Annotated in this window: 13 protein-coding genes; 5 read left to right on the top strand and 8 right to left on the bottom strand. The window is 63.1% G+C overall.

Features of this window, described 5'->3' with window-relative positions:
* Window positions 1-65: 65 nt before the first annotated feature.
* Entirely contained in the window at window positions 66-716 is a 651-nt protein-coding gene (locus DNX69_RS11695) for a TetR/AcrR family transcriptional regulator (protein WP_110786170.1), read from the bottom strand.
* 304 nt (window positions 717-1,020) lie between these two features.
* Between DNX69_RS11695 and DNX69_RS11690 the strand changes: the two genes are divergently transcribed.
* Entirely contained in the window at window positions 1,021-2,076 is a 1,056-nt protein-coding gene (locus DNX69_RS11690) for an MBL fold metallo-hydrolase (RefSeq protein ID WP_110786169.1), read from the top strand.
* Here DNX69_RS11690 and DNX69_RS11685 read toward each other — a convergent pair.
* From DNX69_RS11685 to DNX69_RS11660, 6 genes are all read right to left on the bottom strand, one after another.
* The gene (locus DNX69_RS11685; protein WP_234826938.1) at window positions 2,060-3,370 is read right to left on the bottom strand and encodes an FAD-dependent oxidoreductase; all 1,311 of its coding nucleotides are present in this window, start codon (window positions 3,368-3,370) and stop codon (window positions 2,060-2,062) included. The genes DNX69_RS11690 and DNX69_RS11685 overlap by 17 nt on opposite strands.
* 135 nt (window positions 3,371-3,505) lie before the next feature.
* Window positions 3,506-4,420 (bottom strand): alpha/beta hydrolase, encoded by a 915-nt coding sequence (locus DNX69_RS11680; protein ID WP_234826937.1) that lies wholly within the window; start codon window positions 4,418-4,420, stop codon window positions 3,506-3,508.
* On the bottom strand, window positions 4,417-5,121 hold the full coding sequence (locus tag DNX69_RS11675) for an SDR family NAD(P)-dependent oxidoreductase (RefSeq protein ID WP_234826936.1): 705 nt from the start codon (window positions 5,119-5,121) through the stop codon (window positions 4,417-4,419). The genes DNX69_RS11680 and DNX69_RS11675 overlap by 4 nt, the downstream gene beginning before the upstream one ends.
* A gap of 33 nt (window positions 5,122-5,154) precedes the next feature.
* Entirely contained in the window at window positions 5,155-5,991 is an 837-nt protein-coding gene (locus tag DNX69_RS11670) for an enoyl-CoA hydratase/isomerase family protein (RefSeq protein ID WP_110786166.1), read from the bottom strand.
* A gap of 163 nt (window positions 5,992-6,154) precedes the next feature.
* Window positions 6,155-7,309 carry an acyl-CoA dehydrogenase family protein gene (locus DNX69_RS11665; RefSeq protein ID WP_110786165.1) on the bottom strand — a complete coding sequence of 385 codons (1,155 nt, stop codon included), beginning with the start codon at window positions 7,307-7,309 and terminating at the stop codon, window positions 6,155-6,157.
* Between the two features lie 302 nt (window positions 7,310-7,611).
* Complete coding sequence (locus tag DNX69_RS11660; protein ID WP_110786164.1) at window positions 7,612-8,766, bottom strand: acyl-CoA dehydrogenase family protein; 1,155 nt, start codon at window positions 8,764-8,766, stop codon at window positions 7,612-7,614.
* Between the two features lie 241 nt (window positions 8,767-9,007).
* On the opposite strand from DNX69_RS11660, the gene DNX69_RS11655 reads away from it, so the two are divergent.
* Complete coding sequence (locus tag DNX69_RS11655) at window positions 9,008-11,791, top strand: LuxR C-terminal-related transcriptional regulator (protein WP_165825243.1); 2,784 nt, start codon at window positions 9,008-9,010, stop codon at window positions 11,789-11,791.
* Here the strand turns inward: DNX69_RS11655 and DNX69_RS26100 are convergent.
* The gene (locus DNX69_RS26100; RefSeq protein WP_133256012.1) at window positions 11,788-12,156 is read right to left on the bottom strand and encodes a hypothetical protein; all 369 of its coding nucleotides are present in this window, start codon (window positions 12,154-12,156) and stop codon (window positions 11,788-11,790) included. The two genes, DNX69_RS11655 and DNX69_RS26100, sit on opposite strands and share 4 nt — an antisense overlap.
* Window positions 12,157-12,170: 14 nt before the next feature.
* Between DNX69_RS26100 and DNX69_RS11650 the strand changes: the two genes are divergently transcribed.
* Genes DNX69_RS11650 through DNX69_RS11640 form a run of 3 tightly spaced genes read left to right on the top strand, consistent with a single transcriptional unit; the run spans window position 12,171 to window position 17,132 of the window.
* On the top strand, window positions 12,171-13,376 hold the full coding sequence (locus DNX69_RS11650; protein ID WP_110786162.1) for an acetyl-CoA C-acetyltransferase: 1,206 nt from the start codon (window positions 12,171-12,173) through the stop codon (window positions 13,374-13,376).
* A 12-nt stretch (window positions 13,377-13,388) separates the two neighbouring features.
* Window positions 13,389-15,509 carry a 3-hydroxyacyl-CoA dehydrogenase NAD-binding domain-containing protein gene (locus DNX69_RS11645; protein ID WP_110786161.1) on the top strand — a complete coding sequence of 707 codons (2,121 nt, stop codon included), beginning with the start codon at window positions 13,389-13,391 and terminating at the stop codon, window positions 15,507-15,509.
* A 57-nt stretch (window positions 15,510-15,566) separates the two neighbouring features.
* Window positions 15,567-17,132, top strand: coding sequence for a long-chain-fatty-acid--CoA ligase (locus DNX69_RS11640; RefSeq protein WP_110786160.1), 1,566 nt, complete (start codon window positions 15,567-15,569; stop codon window positions 17,130-17,132).
* Window positions 17,133-17,427 lie beyond the last annotated feature (295 nt).

Raw genomic sequence — 17,427 nt, 5'->3', positions numbered from 1 at the left:
TTGTCAATCGCTGAGACGATTGCAGGTACCCGCGTGACAACGCAGCGGGGGATCGGTTTCGAGGTCTACGAGCGCGCTCTGTTGCTGCGAGCAACTGGACGTTTGCGCTGCGGGGATCGATCTGCCGCCTCTTCGGACAGAAAGCCGTCGAGATAGAGCCGCGCGATGCGATCGCAAAGCTCGCGGGGCTTCAGCTTTCCCGCAGGCCGAAACCAGAGATCGGTCCAGTTCAACATTCCGATCAGCAGCATCGCATAGGGCGCATAGACTTCATCAGGCAGGCCAGGATTGACGACACGTAACAACCCGCTGAGCGTACGCCTGACTTTCCGCTCCAGTTTGAGGACCTGCGCACGTTTCTCGGAGGGAAGGAACTTCGCATCATTCATGGCGCTGACATGGCGTTGCCGCGATTGCGAGGACTTCGTCACGAAAACGTCGACGAAGCGCTGAAGCTGCTCCTCCGGAGACCGACTTTCGCTCAGCGCCCGATCGATCTCAGCGAGAAGGCGCTCGAGATGATCGATCAGCAGCGCCAGCAGCAGATCGTCCTTGGTCGGGAAGTAGTGGTACAGCATTGACTTGGTCGCGCCGCACGCCTTTGCCACGTCCTGCAGCTTGGCGCTTGGGTAGCCGACCTTCGCAAACAGAGTCGCGGCACTGTCGAGAATCGCTCGGTATTTGTCATCGTAGTTGTCGGCTCGAACGCGTGGCATCTTTGTCCCCCGGTTGACGTTTGCGATCGTGGCTCGAAGCTCGGCACCGATAGCCTGCCGCCGTCGGTCAGCGCGCGGTCGAGCGCGTTGACATAAACCGTCCCGTCGGTCTTATATTTTGCCACAGATCAAACATGCGGACCACCTTGACCAATGGACGCAAGATGGCGTCTGCAAACCGAGCGGTGACCAAACAAGCCCCGGCGCGTCATCAGGCAAATGTCCGATCAGTGCGTCGGCACGAAGGTCGACGATCGTACGACGCACCGACCAGTCGCAGACCAAGAGTCTAAGAAGGACGACGATGCAGCCCGAAACCGCCGCACCTGCGCCAGCGCGCTTGGACTTTCCATTTCCGCAGCCGCCGCAGTTCGGTGAGGTGATGGAGGTGCGTCCCGGCCTGTTGTGGCTGCGTCTTCCGCTGCCGTTTCAGCTCGATCACGTCAACATCTATCTCATTCGAGATACGGACGGCTGGGCCATCCTCGACACCGGTCTGTCGGAGGATGAGGCGCTCGCGGTTTGGAACGGCTATTTCGACGGTCCGTTGCGCGGACTGAAGATCACGCGGATCGTCGTGACGCACCATCATCCCGATCATATCGGTCTTGCGGGATGGCTGTGCAAACGTTTCAAAGCGCCGCTGCTGACCAGCCTGTCGAGCTACATGAGCTGCCGGGTCATCTCCCTCGACCCGCAGGCCTTCGAGTCGCCGGCGAACCGGCTGTTCTACGAGAGCCACGGCATGGATGACTCCGCCGCGCGCATCGTCAGCACGCAGGGACACGAGTATCTGCGGCAAGTCGGCCCGCTACCCGACACGTTTCTGCGCCTGGTGATGGGCGATACCCTGACGCTCGGCGACAGAATTTTTCGCGTCCTCACCGGCGATGGCCATTCCGCCGAGCAGGTCATGCTTTACTGCGAGAAGGATCGGTTGCTGTTCGCGGCGGATCAGGTGCTGGAGCGGATTTCGCCCAATGTCGCCGTCTGGGCGGGAGAGCCGGACGGCGATCCTCTCGGACATTTCCTGCGTAGCCTCCGCCTGCTGGCCACCCAGATCCCCAATGACGTGCTCGTGCTCCCCGGACACCGGCGCCCGTTCTACGGCCTCCATCAACGCGCGCAGGAGCTGGTGGACCATCACGAGAACCGCTGCCGCATCCTGACCGAGGCCTGCAGCGATCAAGAGCATTCGATTGCGGAACTCGTTCCGCTGCTGTTCAATCGTCCGCTGGATCCCCACCAGATGGGGTTCGCCTTCGCCGAGACGCTCGCGCATACCAATCGACTGGTGAGACGCGGGATTCTCGACGTCGTCTCGCGACACGATCGCTACGTCTTCACCGCAAGGCGCTGACGGCTCCGACTTCGGGATCAGCGTGACCCGCGGCAAGTGACGCCAACGCTTTGCTTGCAGCCTCACGCCCCGTGAAGGCGCAGGCCTGCGTCCCGCCGTCGCCATAGTCTTTCACGGCGTCGCCGACATGCCAGAGATTGGCGAGCGGGGTCTCCTGCGGCATGTCGAAGCCCGCGCAGGAGCGCTGTGCCGGCCAGTCGCCCTTCATGACGCGAATCGACAACATCTTGGCCCCGGCGAATGCCGGAAAAAGCTCGCGGAGATCGGTCAACGATGCCTCGATTTCGGCCTCTTCGTCGAACTCGCCGATGGCCGGCCGCGGCACGGCGTAGGCGACGTACTGATACCAGCCGGCGGGAGCGAGCTCGGGGCAAGTCCCCGTCAGCTCACCCATGTTGCACAGCCGCCGGGTCTTGCCGAACGTCACCAGGCCGGGCACGTCGAGGAGCCGTTCGCGCGTCGCAAAGTTGATGACGATATTGGCGGCCGGCTTGGGTAGCTCTTTGGCTTGATCGACGTAGGCCGCCCCCATCGCGTCGGCCCCAGGGAGTGCCACCGTCGCAGCAGGGCCGATATTGCTGATCACGACGGAAGGCGCCACCTTCACGGTCGCACCGGCGCGCTCGATGGTCACCGCAACGATGCGACCGCCGCGAATGTCGAGGCCGGTCACGGCCGCTTCCGTCCAGACCTGGCCGCCACGGCCGCGAATCCCCTCGGCCAGGTCGTTCCACAATCCGACCGTCCCGCGCGGACAGAAGCCGAACCGCTTGAAGGCTCCTTTGACAGCGAAGTAAGTGAGAAACGCGCGCGCCGGCAGTTCTTCGGCGTTGACGGCAAAGATCGCCGCGCAAAGATTGCGGAAGATCGCATGCACCGTGGCATTGGAAGTGTATTGCTCGAGCCACTGCTTGGTCGTCAGCTTGGCCTCAGGAAGCTCGCCGGCGCGAGCATCGGAGAATTTCGCCCCGATCTTTGCGGCCTGCTTGGTGAACGTGCCCAGCAACATGCCCCAACCGCCCTTCGCGACGTTGATCACCTTGCCGTCGATGAAGAACACCGTGGCAGGATTGGGCTCTCGAATGTCCAGGGGGACGCCGAGCAAATCGAAGGTTTCCTCGAAGACCCCACCTCGCTCGATCGCGATGGCGCCGACATTGACGATGTGGCCGTCGATGACTTCGCTCGATGCACGGCCACCCAGGCGGTCCAGCCGTTCGGCAACAAGGACCGATTTGCCGGCCGCAACCAGACGCGCCGCAGCAGTGAGGCCGCCGGCGCCGGCACCGATCACGAGAGCATCGACATGCAAGGCTGATGTATCACTCAAGTAAACCTCCTGGGTGTAGTGGCCACATGGGTCAGGCAAAACCGCCCGGCAGCATTCGGCAGTTCGATGCACGGCTCGCGCCGAGATGCCGGCAATTCATCAGTCGGCCTTCGCTGGAGCGAGATGGCGGGCGATGAAGCGTCCGCCGGCGGCGATGGCCTCTTCCGCTTGAGGCAGTTCCCCGGCAAATTGTTGAAACACGTGAATCATCCCCGGCCAGATTTCGAATTGCACGAGCGCTCCCTCGGCTTGCGCGCGCATCGCGAAATCGACGGTGTCGCTGACGAGCGTTTCGCGTTCACCGACCTGAAGCAGCGTCGGCGGCAATCTGCCGACGAGGTCGCGGGAAGCACGTAGCGGCGACCATCTGGGATCCTCGGCTGCGCTGCCCGGCCCGAGCGCCCCTTGCGCCATCGCCAACATGAGATGGCGCTGATGAATCGGATCGAGCTCAGCGCGCTCGGTGTAGCTCTGGCCCGACGCGGTCAGGTCGGTCCATGCCGACATCAGATACGCGGCCGCGGGCCTCGGCTTGCCATCTTTCAGTCGCGACAGGATCGCTGAAACCGCGAGGCCGCCGCCTGCAGAGTCGCCCGCCACGGCCGTGCGTTCGGGAGGAAAACCGATCCGGTCCAGCCAATCCAGCACCGCCACGGAATCCTCGATCGCCGCAGGCAGCGGATGCTCCGGCGCCAACCGATAATCAACTCCCAACACCTGCACGCCGGCCGCCGTCGCAAGCCGTGCCATCAGGTCTCGGTGCGAGGCCACGGAGCCGACGCGATATCCTCCGCCGTGAAGATAGACGATCACAGCGTCTCGTCGCGTGCCGACTGGCCTGATCCAGTGGCAAGAAACGTTGCCTGCGGCGACCGGCTCCACGTCGGCGTCGACCGGAACGTCGAACAGAGCATCCCAGTCCGCGCGCATTTGCGAGACCGGGGTATCCCGGCGCCAGCGCGCATAGACCTCGCGGACCCGAGCAATCACGGCCTCGATCGAATCTTGCGTCACGCGCCGCACCCCATGCCGCCTGAGACACCAAGGGCTTCGCCCGTGATGTACCCGGCTTCTTCAGACGCGAGAAAAGCGATTGTGGCGGCGACCTCATCGGAGGATCCGAGACGGCCCAGCAGCGTCGCGGACGTCATGGCCGCCATCAGTTTACCGCCGCCGTCGGACACGGCGCGTCGGAGCATCGGCGTATCGATCGGGCCCGGTGCGACAACGTTCGCCGTCACGCCCCTTGCGCCGCTCTCGCGCGCGATCGAACGCGTGAAGGCGATCACGCCGCCTTTGGCGGCCGCATAGACGGCACCGCCGCGCGAACCCAGCCGCCCGGCTTCCGACGCCACATTGACGATGCGGCCGTAGCCGCGCTCTTGCATCGACGGTAGCAGCGCATGCGTGGCGTTGAGCACGGCGATCAGATTGATGCCGATCAGCCTCTCCCAGTCGCGCGGGGAGGTTCGCGTGAAGAACGCGTGCTGATCGATGCCAGCGCTGTTGATCAGAATATCGAACGGCGCCCAGGTCGCGATTGTCTGGCTGACTGCATCGTAGTTCGTGAGATCGACTGCGGCGAAAGTCGCACCGATCTGCTCGGCCACGCGTTGAGCACGCTCTCGATCGATATCGACGATCGTCACATCGACCCCGTCCGTCGCCAGGCGCGACGCCGCCGCGGCGCCGATGCCGCTGGCACCGCCGGCCACGAGTGCACGTCGCTTGCCTCGCCCCGTCATTGATCAGCGCCCGGTGAATTTCGGACTACGCTTCTCGATCACGGCCGAGAGGCCTTCACGTGCGTCGGCCATGCCGGACAGAACTTCCTGAGCCTGGTTTTCCTCCGGCATGGCGGCTTCGACACCTTCGCCCAAGCCGTTCCAGAGCAACCGTTTGGTATTTGCCAGCGCCGCCGGCGCGCCGACAGCCAGCAGCCGCGCCAGGGTCCACGCGTGGTCGAGCAGCTCGGCATCGGGTACGACGCGTGTGATCAGACCGATCTCTCGCGCCTGCGGCGCGTCGATCACCGGATTGAGCATCAGGATTTCCATCGCGCGCCGGAATCCAACGAGCTGGGTGAGCGTGACCGTGACTCCGGCGTCCGGAACCATTGCGACTCGGGTGGCTCCGGCAATGAACTTGGCGCTCTCTCCGGCAACGACGAAATCGGACGCGCAGACGAGCCCCATCCCTCCGCCGCCTGCAGCATACCCCTGCACGGCGGTCACGACCGGCGCCTTCAGGCGGATCAAGCTGCCGGCAACCATGCCGAGATAAGCCGTCGCCACCCGAATATAGGCGGGCAATTCCGCGCCCTTGGCGAGGAACGTGTGCACGTCGCCGCCCGCACAGAAATTCACGCCTTCGCCCGTGAGGAGGACCACGCGGACGCGGTCGTCTCCGTGGATCAGCATGATCGTCTGGTGAAGCGCGGTGAGTAGTTCGATGTTCAGCCCGTTGGCGGATTCCGGGCGGTTCAGCCGAACGTGGGCGACACCGTCGGCATGAAGCTCCGCCGTGACCGGCCCCGATGCGACCAGCAGCGACGGGGCGTCCCTCGTCTGGTGTTCGGTCGTCATGGCATCCTCCCTGCTCCGGCGTTCCGCCACTCTCGAGAGTGGTCGTCGCGGCTCGTCCCTTTGGCGAAGGTTCGCGGACAATAAATAGTCCGACTAGTCGGATTATGTCAATTGCGCACTTGCTTGCGCCGCCGGCTTCTCACGGCCTGACAGCACGTGAAGGTCACATTCGCTTGGCGACTTCTTCGAGCATGACTTCGGTCGCACCGCCACCGATCGTCAAAATGCGCGCGTCCCGAACCATGCGCTCGATCGGAGTTCCGGACATGTAGCCGATGCCGCCATGGAGCTGCAGACAGGTATGCACCACCTCCTGCAGCGTTTCGCCGGCCAGCGCCTTCAGCATCGAGACTTCGCGGACGACGTCCTGCCCCTCGTCGATCATCGTCGCACATTGATAGGTCAGCGCGCGGACACCGGCGGCCTTCGCAGCCACCCACGCCATCTTGTTGCGCACGACGGGCTGATCCCAGAGCGACTTCCCGAACGCCTTTCGCTGACGCAAATAGTCGAGCGTGAGCTGAATCGCCTTCGCACAAGCACCCGAAACAAGCCCGCCGATCACGAGGCGCTCATTCTGGAACGTGCCCAGAATGTAGTAGAAGCCCTTCCCCTCTTCGCCCAGAAGCGCGTCCTCGGGGACCAACATGTCCTGAAAGAACAGTTCGGCCGTGTCGGAGCTGAGCCAGCCGTGCTTCCGCAGCTTTCCGGATACCGACAATCCCTGCGTGCCGCGCTCCACGACGAACAAGGAGATGCCGCGCGCCCCACCCGCATCCGGATCGGTCCGGGCTGCGACGATATAGATGTCTCCGAGAACGCCATTGGTAATGAAGGTCTTCGACCCGTTGATCAACCAACCGCCCTCGACCCGCTTCGCATGCGTCTTCAGGCCGGCGACGTCGGAGCCGGCATTCGGCTCCGTCACGCAGATCACGCCGACCTTTTCGCCGGCACAGGCCGGAGGAAGGTAGCACGCTTTCTGCTCGTCGGTGCCGCGATGTGCGATATGCGAGATCGACATGTCCGAATGCACCGTCAGTGCACTCGCGACGCCTCCGAACGACGAGCGGGACAATTCCTCCGCGAGAATTACCGACGACAATGCTCCCATCCCGCCGCCGCCATATTCGGCCGGGTGGCGCATGCCGAGAAAGCCGAGTTGGCCCATTTCGCGGAAGATCTCCCGCGGGATCTCGCCGGCCTCTTCCCACGCCAGCCCCGCTGGCGAGATGCGCTCCTCAACGAACCTGCGGAGCTGGGCTCGCAACAGCGTCAGATCCTCATCCGTCAGCGCGGGTTCGGCAAATTCGAACATTCAAAGCCTCCCATGAGACACTGGCCTATTAATAAACCGACGAGTCGGTTTATATTTTGGACCAGCAACGAGCACAATCGAAAATGACGCTGTTTCGGATTTGAAAGTCTCCCGAAGCTCGCTCGAGAGCGCGCCATGGGCCTCGCAAGGCGAGGCCCATCGTCAGCCGGTTTCGCCTTGATGGATCAGCCGTTGGTTTCAGGACGCGAAACGCAATCGCCCGACAGGAAGCGCGACTTCAAGGTCTACGCTGCCGAGGCGGCCAGTCCGTCTCGCCGCCTTCGCTACCTGGCAGCTTGACCTCAAAGCTGCCGTCCGATCAGATCCTTCATCAGTTCGTTTGCTCCGCCATAAATCGGCTCGATGCGCGCATCGACGAACATCCGTCCGATCGGATACTCCAGCATGTATCCGTGTCCGCCGAACAGTTGAAGGCAACGGCTGACGACCTCGCACTGCCGATCGCTCGTCCACCATTTCGTCATCGACGCGAGTTCGGTATCGATGGTCCCGGCGACCATTCGCTCGACGATGAAGTCGACAAACACCCGCGCGATCAGCGCGACTGTTTTGACCTCGGCAAGCTCAAATCGGATATGCTGCAGATCGAGCAGCCGCTTGTCGAAGATGTCACGCGTCTTCGCGTGTTCAACCGTGACGGCGTAAGCGTGTTCCATGACGGCCGCGCAGTTGACCCCGACCAGTGCACGTTCATAGGTCAAATCCTGCATCATCTGGGCGAAGCCCTGCCCCTCGCGACCACCGAGGATGGCGTCCGCCGGGACCCTGCACTCGTCGAAGAACAGCTCGCAGGTGTCCGAGCCGTGCAAACCCACCTTCTTCAGTCGGCGCCCGACGCGAAATCCCGGCGTCTTCGTTTCGAAGAGGACGAGCGAAACTCCCTTGGCCTTCTGCGCGGGGTCGGTCTTGACGGCGAGCACGATGAGATCGGCAATCGAGCCGTTGGTAATGAACGTCTTCGCCCCCGTGATGACGTAGTCGTCACCGGACCGTAAGGCGCGGGTCCGCATGTTCTGAAGATCCGTTCCGCCTCCCGGCTCGGTCATCCCCATGGCGGCGATCCACTGCCCGCTCGCGAGCAGCGGCAGATACTTCTGCCGCTGTGCCGGAGTCCCGTAGCGCTCGATGTAGTGGGCAGCGATGACGTGGATCTGCTTGCCCGGCCGAAGGCTCGTATCGCCAGCCAGGCAAAGCTCGTGCGCGACGGCCGCTTCGTGCGCAAACGTCCCACCGCTGCCGCCATACTCCGTTGCGATGTCGGGCAGTAATATTCCGAGTTCTCCTGCTTTCCGCCAGACCTCCCGGTCGGTCGCCCCTTCGACAAACCATCGCTCCTGGTTGGGCAGGATCTCCTCGGCACAAAAGCGACGGGCAAGGTCCGCAAGAGCCTCGATTTCCTCCGTGTACCAGCGGGGCCGTACCTTTTCGATGAACATGCTGCATCCTCGCAAACCGACCGACAGACCTCGATCGGATGCCTTAAGCGCAGAGGGCGAGAGCCGAAATCGTCGAATGCGACGATTTCGCGCTGCGGCTCGTCGACGATTTCCAGGCCGCTTGCGGTGCAACAAAGCCGCGCCAATCCGCTCTGTGTTGTCACGCTCGACGCCCGAGCGGTATAAGCGATGCGGGGCCCAGTCGAGAATTCAGACGGTTATCGCAAACGGAATATTCGTTATGGCCGGCGCAGCCGATAGCACGATCGACCGTACGCCGCGGGAGGCACTCCCCGACGGCCATCGCGCGACCGTGCGTCTGCAACCTGCGGCATTGAGCGTGAAGCTCGCGGTCCCGTTGCTGACCGGCGACGCAATCGAGCGCGCCGCCTTGTCGCAAAGGGTCTTGGCTTCCCCTTCGGCTCGTATCGTCCTGCTCCGAGCGCCGGCGGGTTTCGGCAAGACAACGTTGATGCTCGAGCTACGACAAAAATTGGAAGCGTCCGCCATCCCGACGGCATGGCTGACGTTGGATTCGGCCGACAACGATGTCGGCCGCTTCCTATACGTCGTGCGGGCTGCTCTGACGCCGCTGATCCCAGGGCTGTCGACGAGTGCCGACGCCGCGGCTGGCCCCGACGAGATAGCGCTCGGGCTCATCGACGCGATTGCGGCTCACCGGGCGCCATTTGCACTATTCCTCGACGACTTCGAAACCGTCCAGGGGCCTGCGGTCCTGGGGATGGTCCGAGAGCTGATCAGTCACCTCCCGGCGGGCGGCCGCATCGTGATCGGCTCGCGCAACGTCCCGGAGCTGGGGCTCGGTCGGCTACGCGCGCACGGCAAACTCGTCGAGATCGAGCCGACACATCTTCGTTTCACCATCGAGGAAACCGCCATCTATCTGCGCAACCGCCGGCGATTGGATCTGTCTCAGGACGACGTCGTGCGGCTGCACCACAGCACCGAGGGCTGGGTTGCCGCACTCTGGCTGGCATCGGTGTCGCTGGAAAATCGGCAGGACCCCAGCCAGTTCATCGCAGGCTTCAGCGGCGCCGATACGGCCATTGTCGAGTACCTGCTGGAAGACGTTTTTTCGCGGCAGAGCGAGAAGATACGCGCCTTCTTGTTGAGGACCAGCATCGTTGCAGATCTCACGCCCGGTCTCTGCGACCGTCTGTGCGGCACGACCGACAGCATGGACGTCCTGGCGATGCTGCAGCGCGAGCATCTGTTTCTGGTCCCGATCGACGGCGACAGTCCCAGGTGGCGCTATCACAGCATGTTTGCGGAGTTTCTTCGCACGCAGCTCAAGCAACGACATCCCGAACAGGCGAACGAGCTCCATCGCGTGGCGGCGAAGTGGTACCTCGAACAGGATCGCCCTGTCGTGGCCATCGAACATTGGCTCGCCGCCGGCGATTCCGATGCGGCGCTGCCATTGCTCGCGCGCCATGCCGAGCCATTACTCAATCAGGGCCGCGTCCGTTTGCTCGCCCGATGGCTCGACCCTCTGCGCGAACGAGGCTTGCTCGAAGACTCGCCGATGCTGCAGGTCGTTCATGCCTGGGCAGTCTTGCTCGGGCGGGGACCGCGCGCCGCCGCGCCGCTGCTCGAGCGGCTTGATCGGGAAGACCGACCGGGCAGAGGATTCGATGCACATCGACGAGCCCTGCGCCTGCTTTTCCTGGTCCTTCTCGATCGGACGGACGAGGCAAGGGACCTCGCCGCGAGCCTGGTGCGCGAAGTACCCGGACGCGGTTCTTTCGTCCGCGGATTCGCCGAGGTCGCCCTGGCCAACCTGACGATGATCGCCGGCGAATACCAGGAAGCCCTGAAGCTGGCCGATGTGGTGCGCAGCCGGAGGCCGGACAACACAAGCGGAATGATGCTCGCGCTGTCAGAGGCAGCCGAAGGAGCTGTCGACCTGACGCAGGGCCGCCTCAGAAAGGCAACCGCCCATCTCCGTCTGGCAGTTCGCGCCGGGACCGACGACGCATCCGGCGCCACGAACGGCAATGCCCTGGCCGGAGTGCTGCTCGCCGAAGCACTGTACGAGGCCGATCAGCTCTTACAAGCCGAGCGCCTTCTCACGGTGTACATCCCGCTGATCCGAGCCGTCGGGGTTCCGGATCAACTGATCACCGCTCATACGATCATGGCGCGGATCGCCTGGCGTCGCGGCGACCGGGATCTGGCGCAACAGTTGCTCGCCGAACTCGAGCTTTCCGGGCATCGGGAAACACTCGGCCGTGTCGTCGCCAGTGCCAGGCTGGAACGGGCACGAATGCTCACCGTCGAGGGTCGCATCGATCTTGCCAAGAAGGAGATCGAGCGCTGCGCGGATCCGACATTATGGGATCGAATCAATCGGCTGTCGCTGCGAGCCAACGAGGTGGAGACCTACAAGCTCGGCGCCGCGCGCTGCGCCGTGCATGGAGCCCAACCATCCTCCAGCATCGACGGCCTGCGCGCGGAGCTGGACGCAGCAGAAAGGACGCAACGCGCACGACGGGCGCTCACGCTTCGGCTCGTTCTCGCGCAGGCGCACCATCGGGCTTCTCAGCCGAACAAGGCGATGCGCATTCTGTCCAAGGCCGTCAACTTCGCCGCCACCGAAGGCTATCAGGCCGCCTTCCAGGACGAAGGCCCGCTGCTACGCGAGATGTTGCGCGAACTGCGGCTGCGGCCGGACCTGCTCGGCACCGGCGCACTGCCTTCGGCGGACAGGCTGCTGTTTCTCGACAAACTCGTCGGAGAGTCCGGGGCCGTCCTGCCGACCGATGCCGAACGTCGGGATGATACAAGTGCTGCATCTGTCCCGGCGGCAGTTGCGCTAACGCGCAAGGAATTGAAGTTGCTTGCCCTCGTCGCGGACGGCCTGTCCAACAGCGAATTGGCCGGCCGGCTGTTCGTCGCGGACACGACGGTCAGAACCCATCTGCGCAACATCAACGCGAAGCTCGGAACGCGCAGCCGCGTCGAGGCGATCGCAATCGCCCGCAAGAACGGCCTGCTCCGCTAAGTCGCCACGGCGACCGCATCTGTGAAAATCGTCGCTTGCGACGATTTCCGCGCACGACCCAGCCGATACCGTGCGCGCATGAAGAGCTCACCTCTTTCTGGAATGTCCGGGACCAATACAGCTTGGGATCGCGGTGTCGCGAGGATCGAACGCGATCTTTCGCAGCTCAAAGACAGCTTCCGCGCGGCGGCTGTCGAACGGCTCGACGCCACGCTGGATGAATCCACGGCAACCAATGCACGCTCACTCATGAGCGCCGCACGCTGCGCCGCGTGCGCGAAACCACTGACCTCAAGGAAGGCATTCGCGCCTTTCAGCAGGGCCGAGCTCGATAATTCGAACAGCGTCAGCCCATTCGTCTTCACTGGGACACTCACCTATGCACGAAGCTTACATATTGGATGCGGTCCGCACGCCGCGTGGCAAGGGACGTTCGAACGGAGCCCTGCACGAAGTTGGCCCCGCGCGACTGGCCGCGCAGACCTTGTTGGCACTCAAGGAGCGCAACGGCTTTTCGCCCGATCAGATCGCCGACGTCATTCTTGGCTGTGGTGAGCCGTCGCTCGAGCAAGCCTCTGATGTCGCCAAGGCCGCCACCTTCGCGGCCGGCTTCACCGAGGTCCCCGGGGTCCAGCTCAATCGGTTCTGCGGATCGGGACTCGAGGCGTGCAATTTCGCGTCCGCGATGATTATCGCCGGGCAGGCGGAGCTGATGATCGCCGGCGGTGTCGAAAGCATGTCGCGCGTACCGATGTTTGCAGGTGGCGGCGCCTGGGTGACCGATCCCCAGATCACCATTCCAAACCGCATCGTTCCGCAGGGCGTCTCGGCGGATCTGATCGCCACCCTGTACGGATTTTCGCGGTCGGACGTCGATGCCTACGCGGCTCAAAGCCAGCACCGCGCGGGGACCGCATGGGAGGAGGATCGATTTGCACGGTCGATCATTCCAGTGCGCGACGTGAACGGCACGACGATCCTGGATCGGGACGAACACGTTCGAGCCGATACGAGTGTGGCGTCGCTTGGTGCGTTAGAACCCTCGTTTCAGGTTCTCGGTGGGCAGATGGGCTTCGATAGCATGGCCCTGCAACGTTACCCGGAACTGGGGTCGATCGAGCATGTGCACCACGCCGGAAACTCTTCGGGCATCGTCGACGGCGCGTCGGCGGTCTTGATCGGCAGCCGCGCCGCCGCCGACAGGCTCGGCGTGAAGCCGCGCGCACGGGTCCGCTCGTTCGGAACGGTCGGGAGCGAACCGACGATCATGCTGACCGGCCCCATCCCTGCAACGGAGGCGGTGCTGAAACGTGCCGGCATGTCGGTACGCGACATCGATTTGTTCGAATGCAACGAAGCGTTCGCCGCCGTCGTCCTCCGCTTCATGCAAGCGCTGGAGATTCCGGCCGACAAAGTGAACGTCAATGGCGGCGCGATCGCGATGGGGCATCCGCTTGGCGCCACCGGCGGCATGCTGTTGGGCACGGTCCTGGACGAGCTCGAGCGGCGCGACCTTTCCAACGGCCTCATCACACTCTGCATCGGCGGAGGCATGGGCATCGCGATGATCATCGAACGCGTCTGAGGAACCACGGATATGATTGACTACAAACTCGATGCCGACGGTGTTGCGACGCTGACCTGGAACGTTGCCGACCGCCCCATGAACGTCCTCAACAAAGCTTCGATCGCGGCCTTCGCCGAGGCGGTCGAGAGAGCGATCGGCGATCCAAACGTGAAAGGCGTCATCATCACCTCGTCGCGTCCGGAATTCGTCGCCGGCGGGGATCTCGACCTGATCCGAGGCATTAAGGACGTTCAGGAATCGATGGACTGCTCCGGACCAATCTCGCGCATCCTGCGCCGGTTGGAGACGTCGAAGAAGCCCTTCGTTGCCGCCATCAACGGCAGCGCACTCGGCGGTGGCCTGGAGATCTGTCTCGCCTGCCATCACCGGATCGTGGCGGATAGTCCGATTATCCAGCTCGGCTTGCCGGAAGTCACGCTCGGCCTGCTGCCTGCCGCTGGCGGAACGCAGCGCCTGCCCCGCATGATCGGTATCAAGAAGGCCCTGCCCTACCTGCTCGAAGGTCGAAAGGCGGATCCGGCCAAGGCGCTCGAAGCCGGGATCGTCGACGCCGTCGTGCCCCAAGCCGAGCTGCTATCACGTGCCCGCGACTGGCTCCTTGCGACCCCGGCAGAGGCCGCTATCAAGCCATGGGACCGGAAAGACTTCCGATTCCCCGGCGGTGCGCCGCAGAGCCCGGCTTCCATCCAGATCTTCTTCGCCGTTTCCGGAAGTCTGCTGAGCAAGACGCAGGGCAACTTTCCAGCACCGGAGGCGATTCTCGCCTGCATATACGATGGATGTCAGGTCGACCTCGACACCGGTCTGCGGATCGAGCAACGCCAATTTGCACGACTCGCAACTTCGCAGTCGACCAAGAATATGATTCGCCTCCTCTTCAACGACATGAACGAGGCGAACCGGCTTGCCGGGCGCTCCAAGGCCGTGCCGAAGCGCTCCTTCGAGAAGATCGGAATTCTCGGCGCCGGCATGATGGGAGCGGGTCTGGCCCACGTCGCCTCGATGGCAGGTCTTGACGTTGTGCTGCTCGACGTCAGCAGAGACGCGGCCGAGAAGGGCAAGGCCTACGGCGCCAACATTCTCGAGGGACAAGTCGCGCGAGGACGTCTCGCCGGCTCGGTCCGGGACGCGGCGCTCGAGCGCGTCACGCCGACCACGAACTACGCCGATTTGGCCGACTGCGACCTTGTGATCGAAGCCGTGTTCGAAGATCGCGCGATCAAGGCCGAGGTGACACGTCGGGCCGAGGCGGAAATGCGCGACGACGCGATCTTTGCATCCAACACGTCGACACTTCCCATCAGCGGCCTCGCCTCGGTGTCGAAGCGTCCGTCGCGGTTCGTGGGGATGCACTTCTTCTCGCCGGCTGAAAAGATGCCGTTGGTGGAAATCATCCGTGGAGTCGCCACGAGCGAAGAAACCATCGCCGAAGCGCTCGACTTTGCGAAGCGGATCCGAAAGACGCCGATCGTCGTCAACGACTGCCCATCCTTCTACGCAAACCGGGCCTTCGCCATGTATCCGTACGAGGCGATGACGATGCTGGCGGAAGGCGTGAATCCCAATCTGATCGAGAACGCCGGCCGCGTCGCCGGCATGCCGATGCCACCGCTCGCCCTGATCGACGAAGTCTCCGCTGAACTTCTCCACAAGGCCATGAAGCAGGCGCGCCTCGATCGAGGAGCCGCGTATCGCGCGCAGCCACAGGACGCCGTTCTGGAGCTGATGGTTGAGAGCCTCCAGCGGCTGGGGAGGAAGACAGGCCGCGGCTTCTATGACTATCCCTCAGAGGGCGGCCGTAAGCTGTGGGCGGGGCTCGCAGATCATTTCCCCATCGCGAACAAGCAGCCCAGCCTGGAAGAGGTTCGCGAGCGGCTGATGTACTCGCAATCCCTCGAAGCTGCGCGCTGCGTCGCCGAGGGAATCGTGGGCGTTCGCGACGCTGATATCGGGTCGCTGCTCGGTTGGGGCTTCCCGTCTTTCCTGGGCGGAGTTCTGGGGCAGATCGACACCGTCGGCCTGCCCCGGATGATTGCAGTCTGCGATCGCCTCAGTGGTCATATGCCTGAGCGCTACGCCGTTCCGCAAATGTTGCGCGACATGGCGGCGAGTGGCCGAACGTTTCACTGAGCTATTCGGGAACTGGCGCAACAAGAGCCAGACTCACAAGAGAAAACGGGGGGAACTATGGACTTTCAAACACTGGCGGATATTCCGCGCCACTACGCAGCAACTTCGCCTTCCCGCATCGCGCTCCAGTATCAGTCGAGACGAACGACCTACGCGCAATGGAACCTGATCTCCAATCGCGTCGCTCACGCGCTCGAAAGCGCGGGCGTCACCGCCGGAGCGCGCGTCGGCTATCTCGGGAAGAACTCCGATGTGTTCTTCCACGCGTTGTTCGGCTGCGCCAAGATTGGAGCCGTCCTGGTTCCGATCAATTGGCGACTAGCCCCTCCCGAAATCTGCTTCATCGTCAGCGACGCAAATTGCAGGCTGGTTTTGATCGGCCCTGAATTCGAATCCTTGATCGACGCCCTTCGCAGTGAATGCCCAGATCTTCAGACCATCGTTGGAATCGAGGAATCGAGCGCGGCCGCTATCTCGTTCTTCCACTGGATCGCGGGCGCACCCGATTCAGATCCAAAGCATCCGGTTGCGCATGACGACGTCGTCCTCCAACTCTACACCTCCGGCACAACGGGTCTTCCGAAGGGCGCGCAGCTTACCCACCGCAACCTGCTGTTCTCGACCAGGCTGAGTCAGACAGAGCCCCTCGGGCACTGGCGTGAGGATGATATTTGCGTCCTGCCGTTGCCGCTTTTCCATGCCGGCGGGGTGGTATTCGGCCTCAACACGCCCCACGCCGGCGGCACCGCCATCGTCGTCCGCGAAGCACAGCCGAGCTTGATCATGGAGGCCTTCAAGAATGCGCCTGGTCCTGTCACCCGGCTCGGCCTGGTGCCGGCCCTCATCGCGCCGGTTCTCGATCATCCAGACTTCTCGACAGCCGATTTTTCGAGCTTACGAACGCTGACCTACGGCGGTTCGCCAATCTCGCCAGCCGTACTGCAGCGGGCGATCGAGCGTGTCGGCCCGGTCCTGCTCCAGTTGTTCGGCATGACGGAGACCGCGACGGTGGGAACGGCGCTCCTGCCATCGGATCACGACCCGCAAAACGAGGCTCGTCTCGGCTCCTGCGGACGAGTACTAGCAGGCGTGGATGTTCAAGTCGTGGATGCAAGTGGCAAGCCGGCAGAGACAGGACAATCCGGAGAGATACAGATCCGCTGCGGCGCGGTCATGGCGGGCTATTGGAATCGCCCCGAGGCTACGAGCGCGGCATTGGAGAACGGCTGGTACCATAGCGGCGATGTCGGCTATTTCGACGCGGACGGCTATCTGTACATTCGGGATCGCCTGAAGGACATGATCATCTCGGGAGGAGAGAACGTCTATCCCGCCGAGGTCGAGCGCGCACTGCTCGGGCACCCCGCCATCGCGGATGTCGCTGTCTTCGGCGTGCCTGACCCGAAGTGGGGCGAAGCGGTGAAGGCCGCCGTGGTGTTACGGCCAGAGCAGTCCCTCTCTCAAGAAGATCTCATTGGCTTTGCTCAGTCGCGGCTGGCGGGGTTCAAGTGTCCTAAGAGCGTCGACTTCATCGCAGAACTTCCGCGGAATGCATCGGGCAAGGTTCTGAAGCGTGTTTTACGAGAACCGTATTGGACCGGGACAAGCCGCAATGTGAATTGAGCACGATTTGAATTGGGTAGTACGATCTAGGCTTTAGGAGTGCAGATCCTACAAGCTGCTGATGAGGTTGAAAACCGGCGTGCCCGCAAGGGTAACATGGGTTCGAATCCGCCCCCTTCCGCCATAAACAGTTGATTATATTCCGCAAAATCTGTTGGCGGGCGAAGCGCTACTCGACAATCATACGACGAAAGTGGGTTTCAACCTGCAACAATGCTGCAACAGTTCTTTTCTGTTGCAGACGGGCCCTCGGGCATCAGTTCGGCGAGTTGCCGTCTGCCTTGTAATGGCCGAA

The sequence above is a fragment of the Rhodopseudomonas palustris genome, from assembly GCF_003226555.1.
GTDB lineage: Bacteria > Pseudomonadota > Alphaproteobacteria > Rhizobiales > Xanthobacteraceae > Rhodopseudomonas > Rhodopseudomonas palustris_I.
This window is presented reverse-complemented; position numbering and strand designations above follow the sequence as displayed.

Excerpts from the sequence above, each read along its gene's own strand:
- DNX69_RS11695 (WP_110786170.1), bottom strand. The coding sequence starts at position 716 with ATGCCACGCGTTCGAGCCGACAACTACGATGACAAATACCGAGCGATT.
- DNX69_RS11690 (WP_110786169.1), top strand. The coding sequence starts at position 1,021 with ATGCAGCCCGAAACCGCCGCACCTGCGCCAGCGCGCTTGGACTTTCCA.
- DNX69_RS11670 (WP_110786166.1), bottom strand. The coding sequence starts at position 5,991 with ATGACGACCGAACACCAGACGAGGGACGCCCCGTCGCTGCTGGTCGCA.
- DNX69_RS11665 (WP_110786165.1), bottom strand. The coding sequence starts at position 7,309 with ATGTTCGAATTTGCCGAACCCGCGCTGACGGATGAGGATCTGACGCTG.
- DNX69_RS11660 (WP_110786164.1), bottom strand. The coding sequence starts at position 8,766 with ATGTTCATCGAAAAGGTACGGCCCCGCTGGTACACGGAGGAAATCGAG.
- DNX69_RS11655 (WP_165825243.1), top strand. The coding sequence starts at position 9,008 with ATGGCCGGCGCAGCCGATAGCACGATCGACCGTACGCCGCGGGAGGCA.
- DNX69_RS11650 (WP_110786162.1), top strand. The coding sequence starts at position 12,171 with ATGCACGAAGCTTACATATTGGATGCGGTCCGCACGCCGCGTGGCAAG.
- DNX69_RS11645 (WP_110786161.1), top strand. The coding sequence starts at position 13,389 with ATGATTGACTACAAACTCGATGCCGACGGTGTTGCGACGCTGACCTGG.
- DNX69_RS11640 (WP_110786160.1), top strand. The coding sequence starts at position 15,567 with ATGGACTTTCAAACACTGGCGGATATTCCGCGCCACTACGCAGCAACT.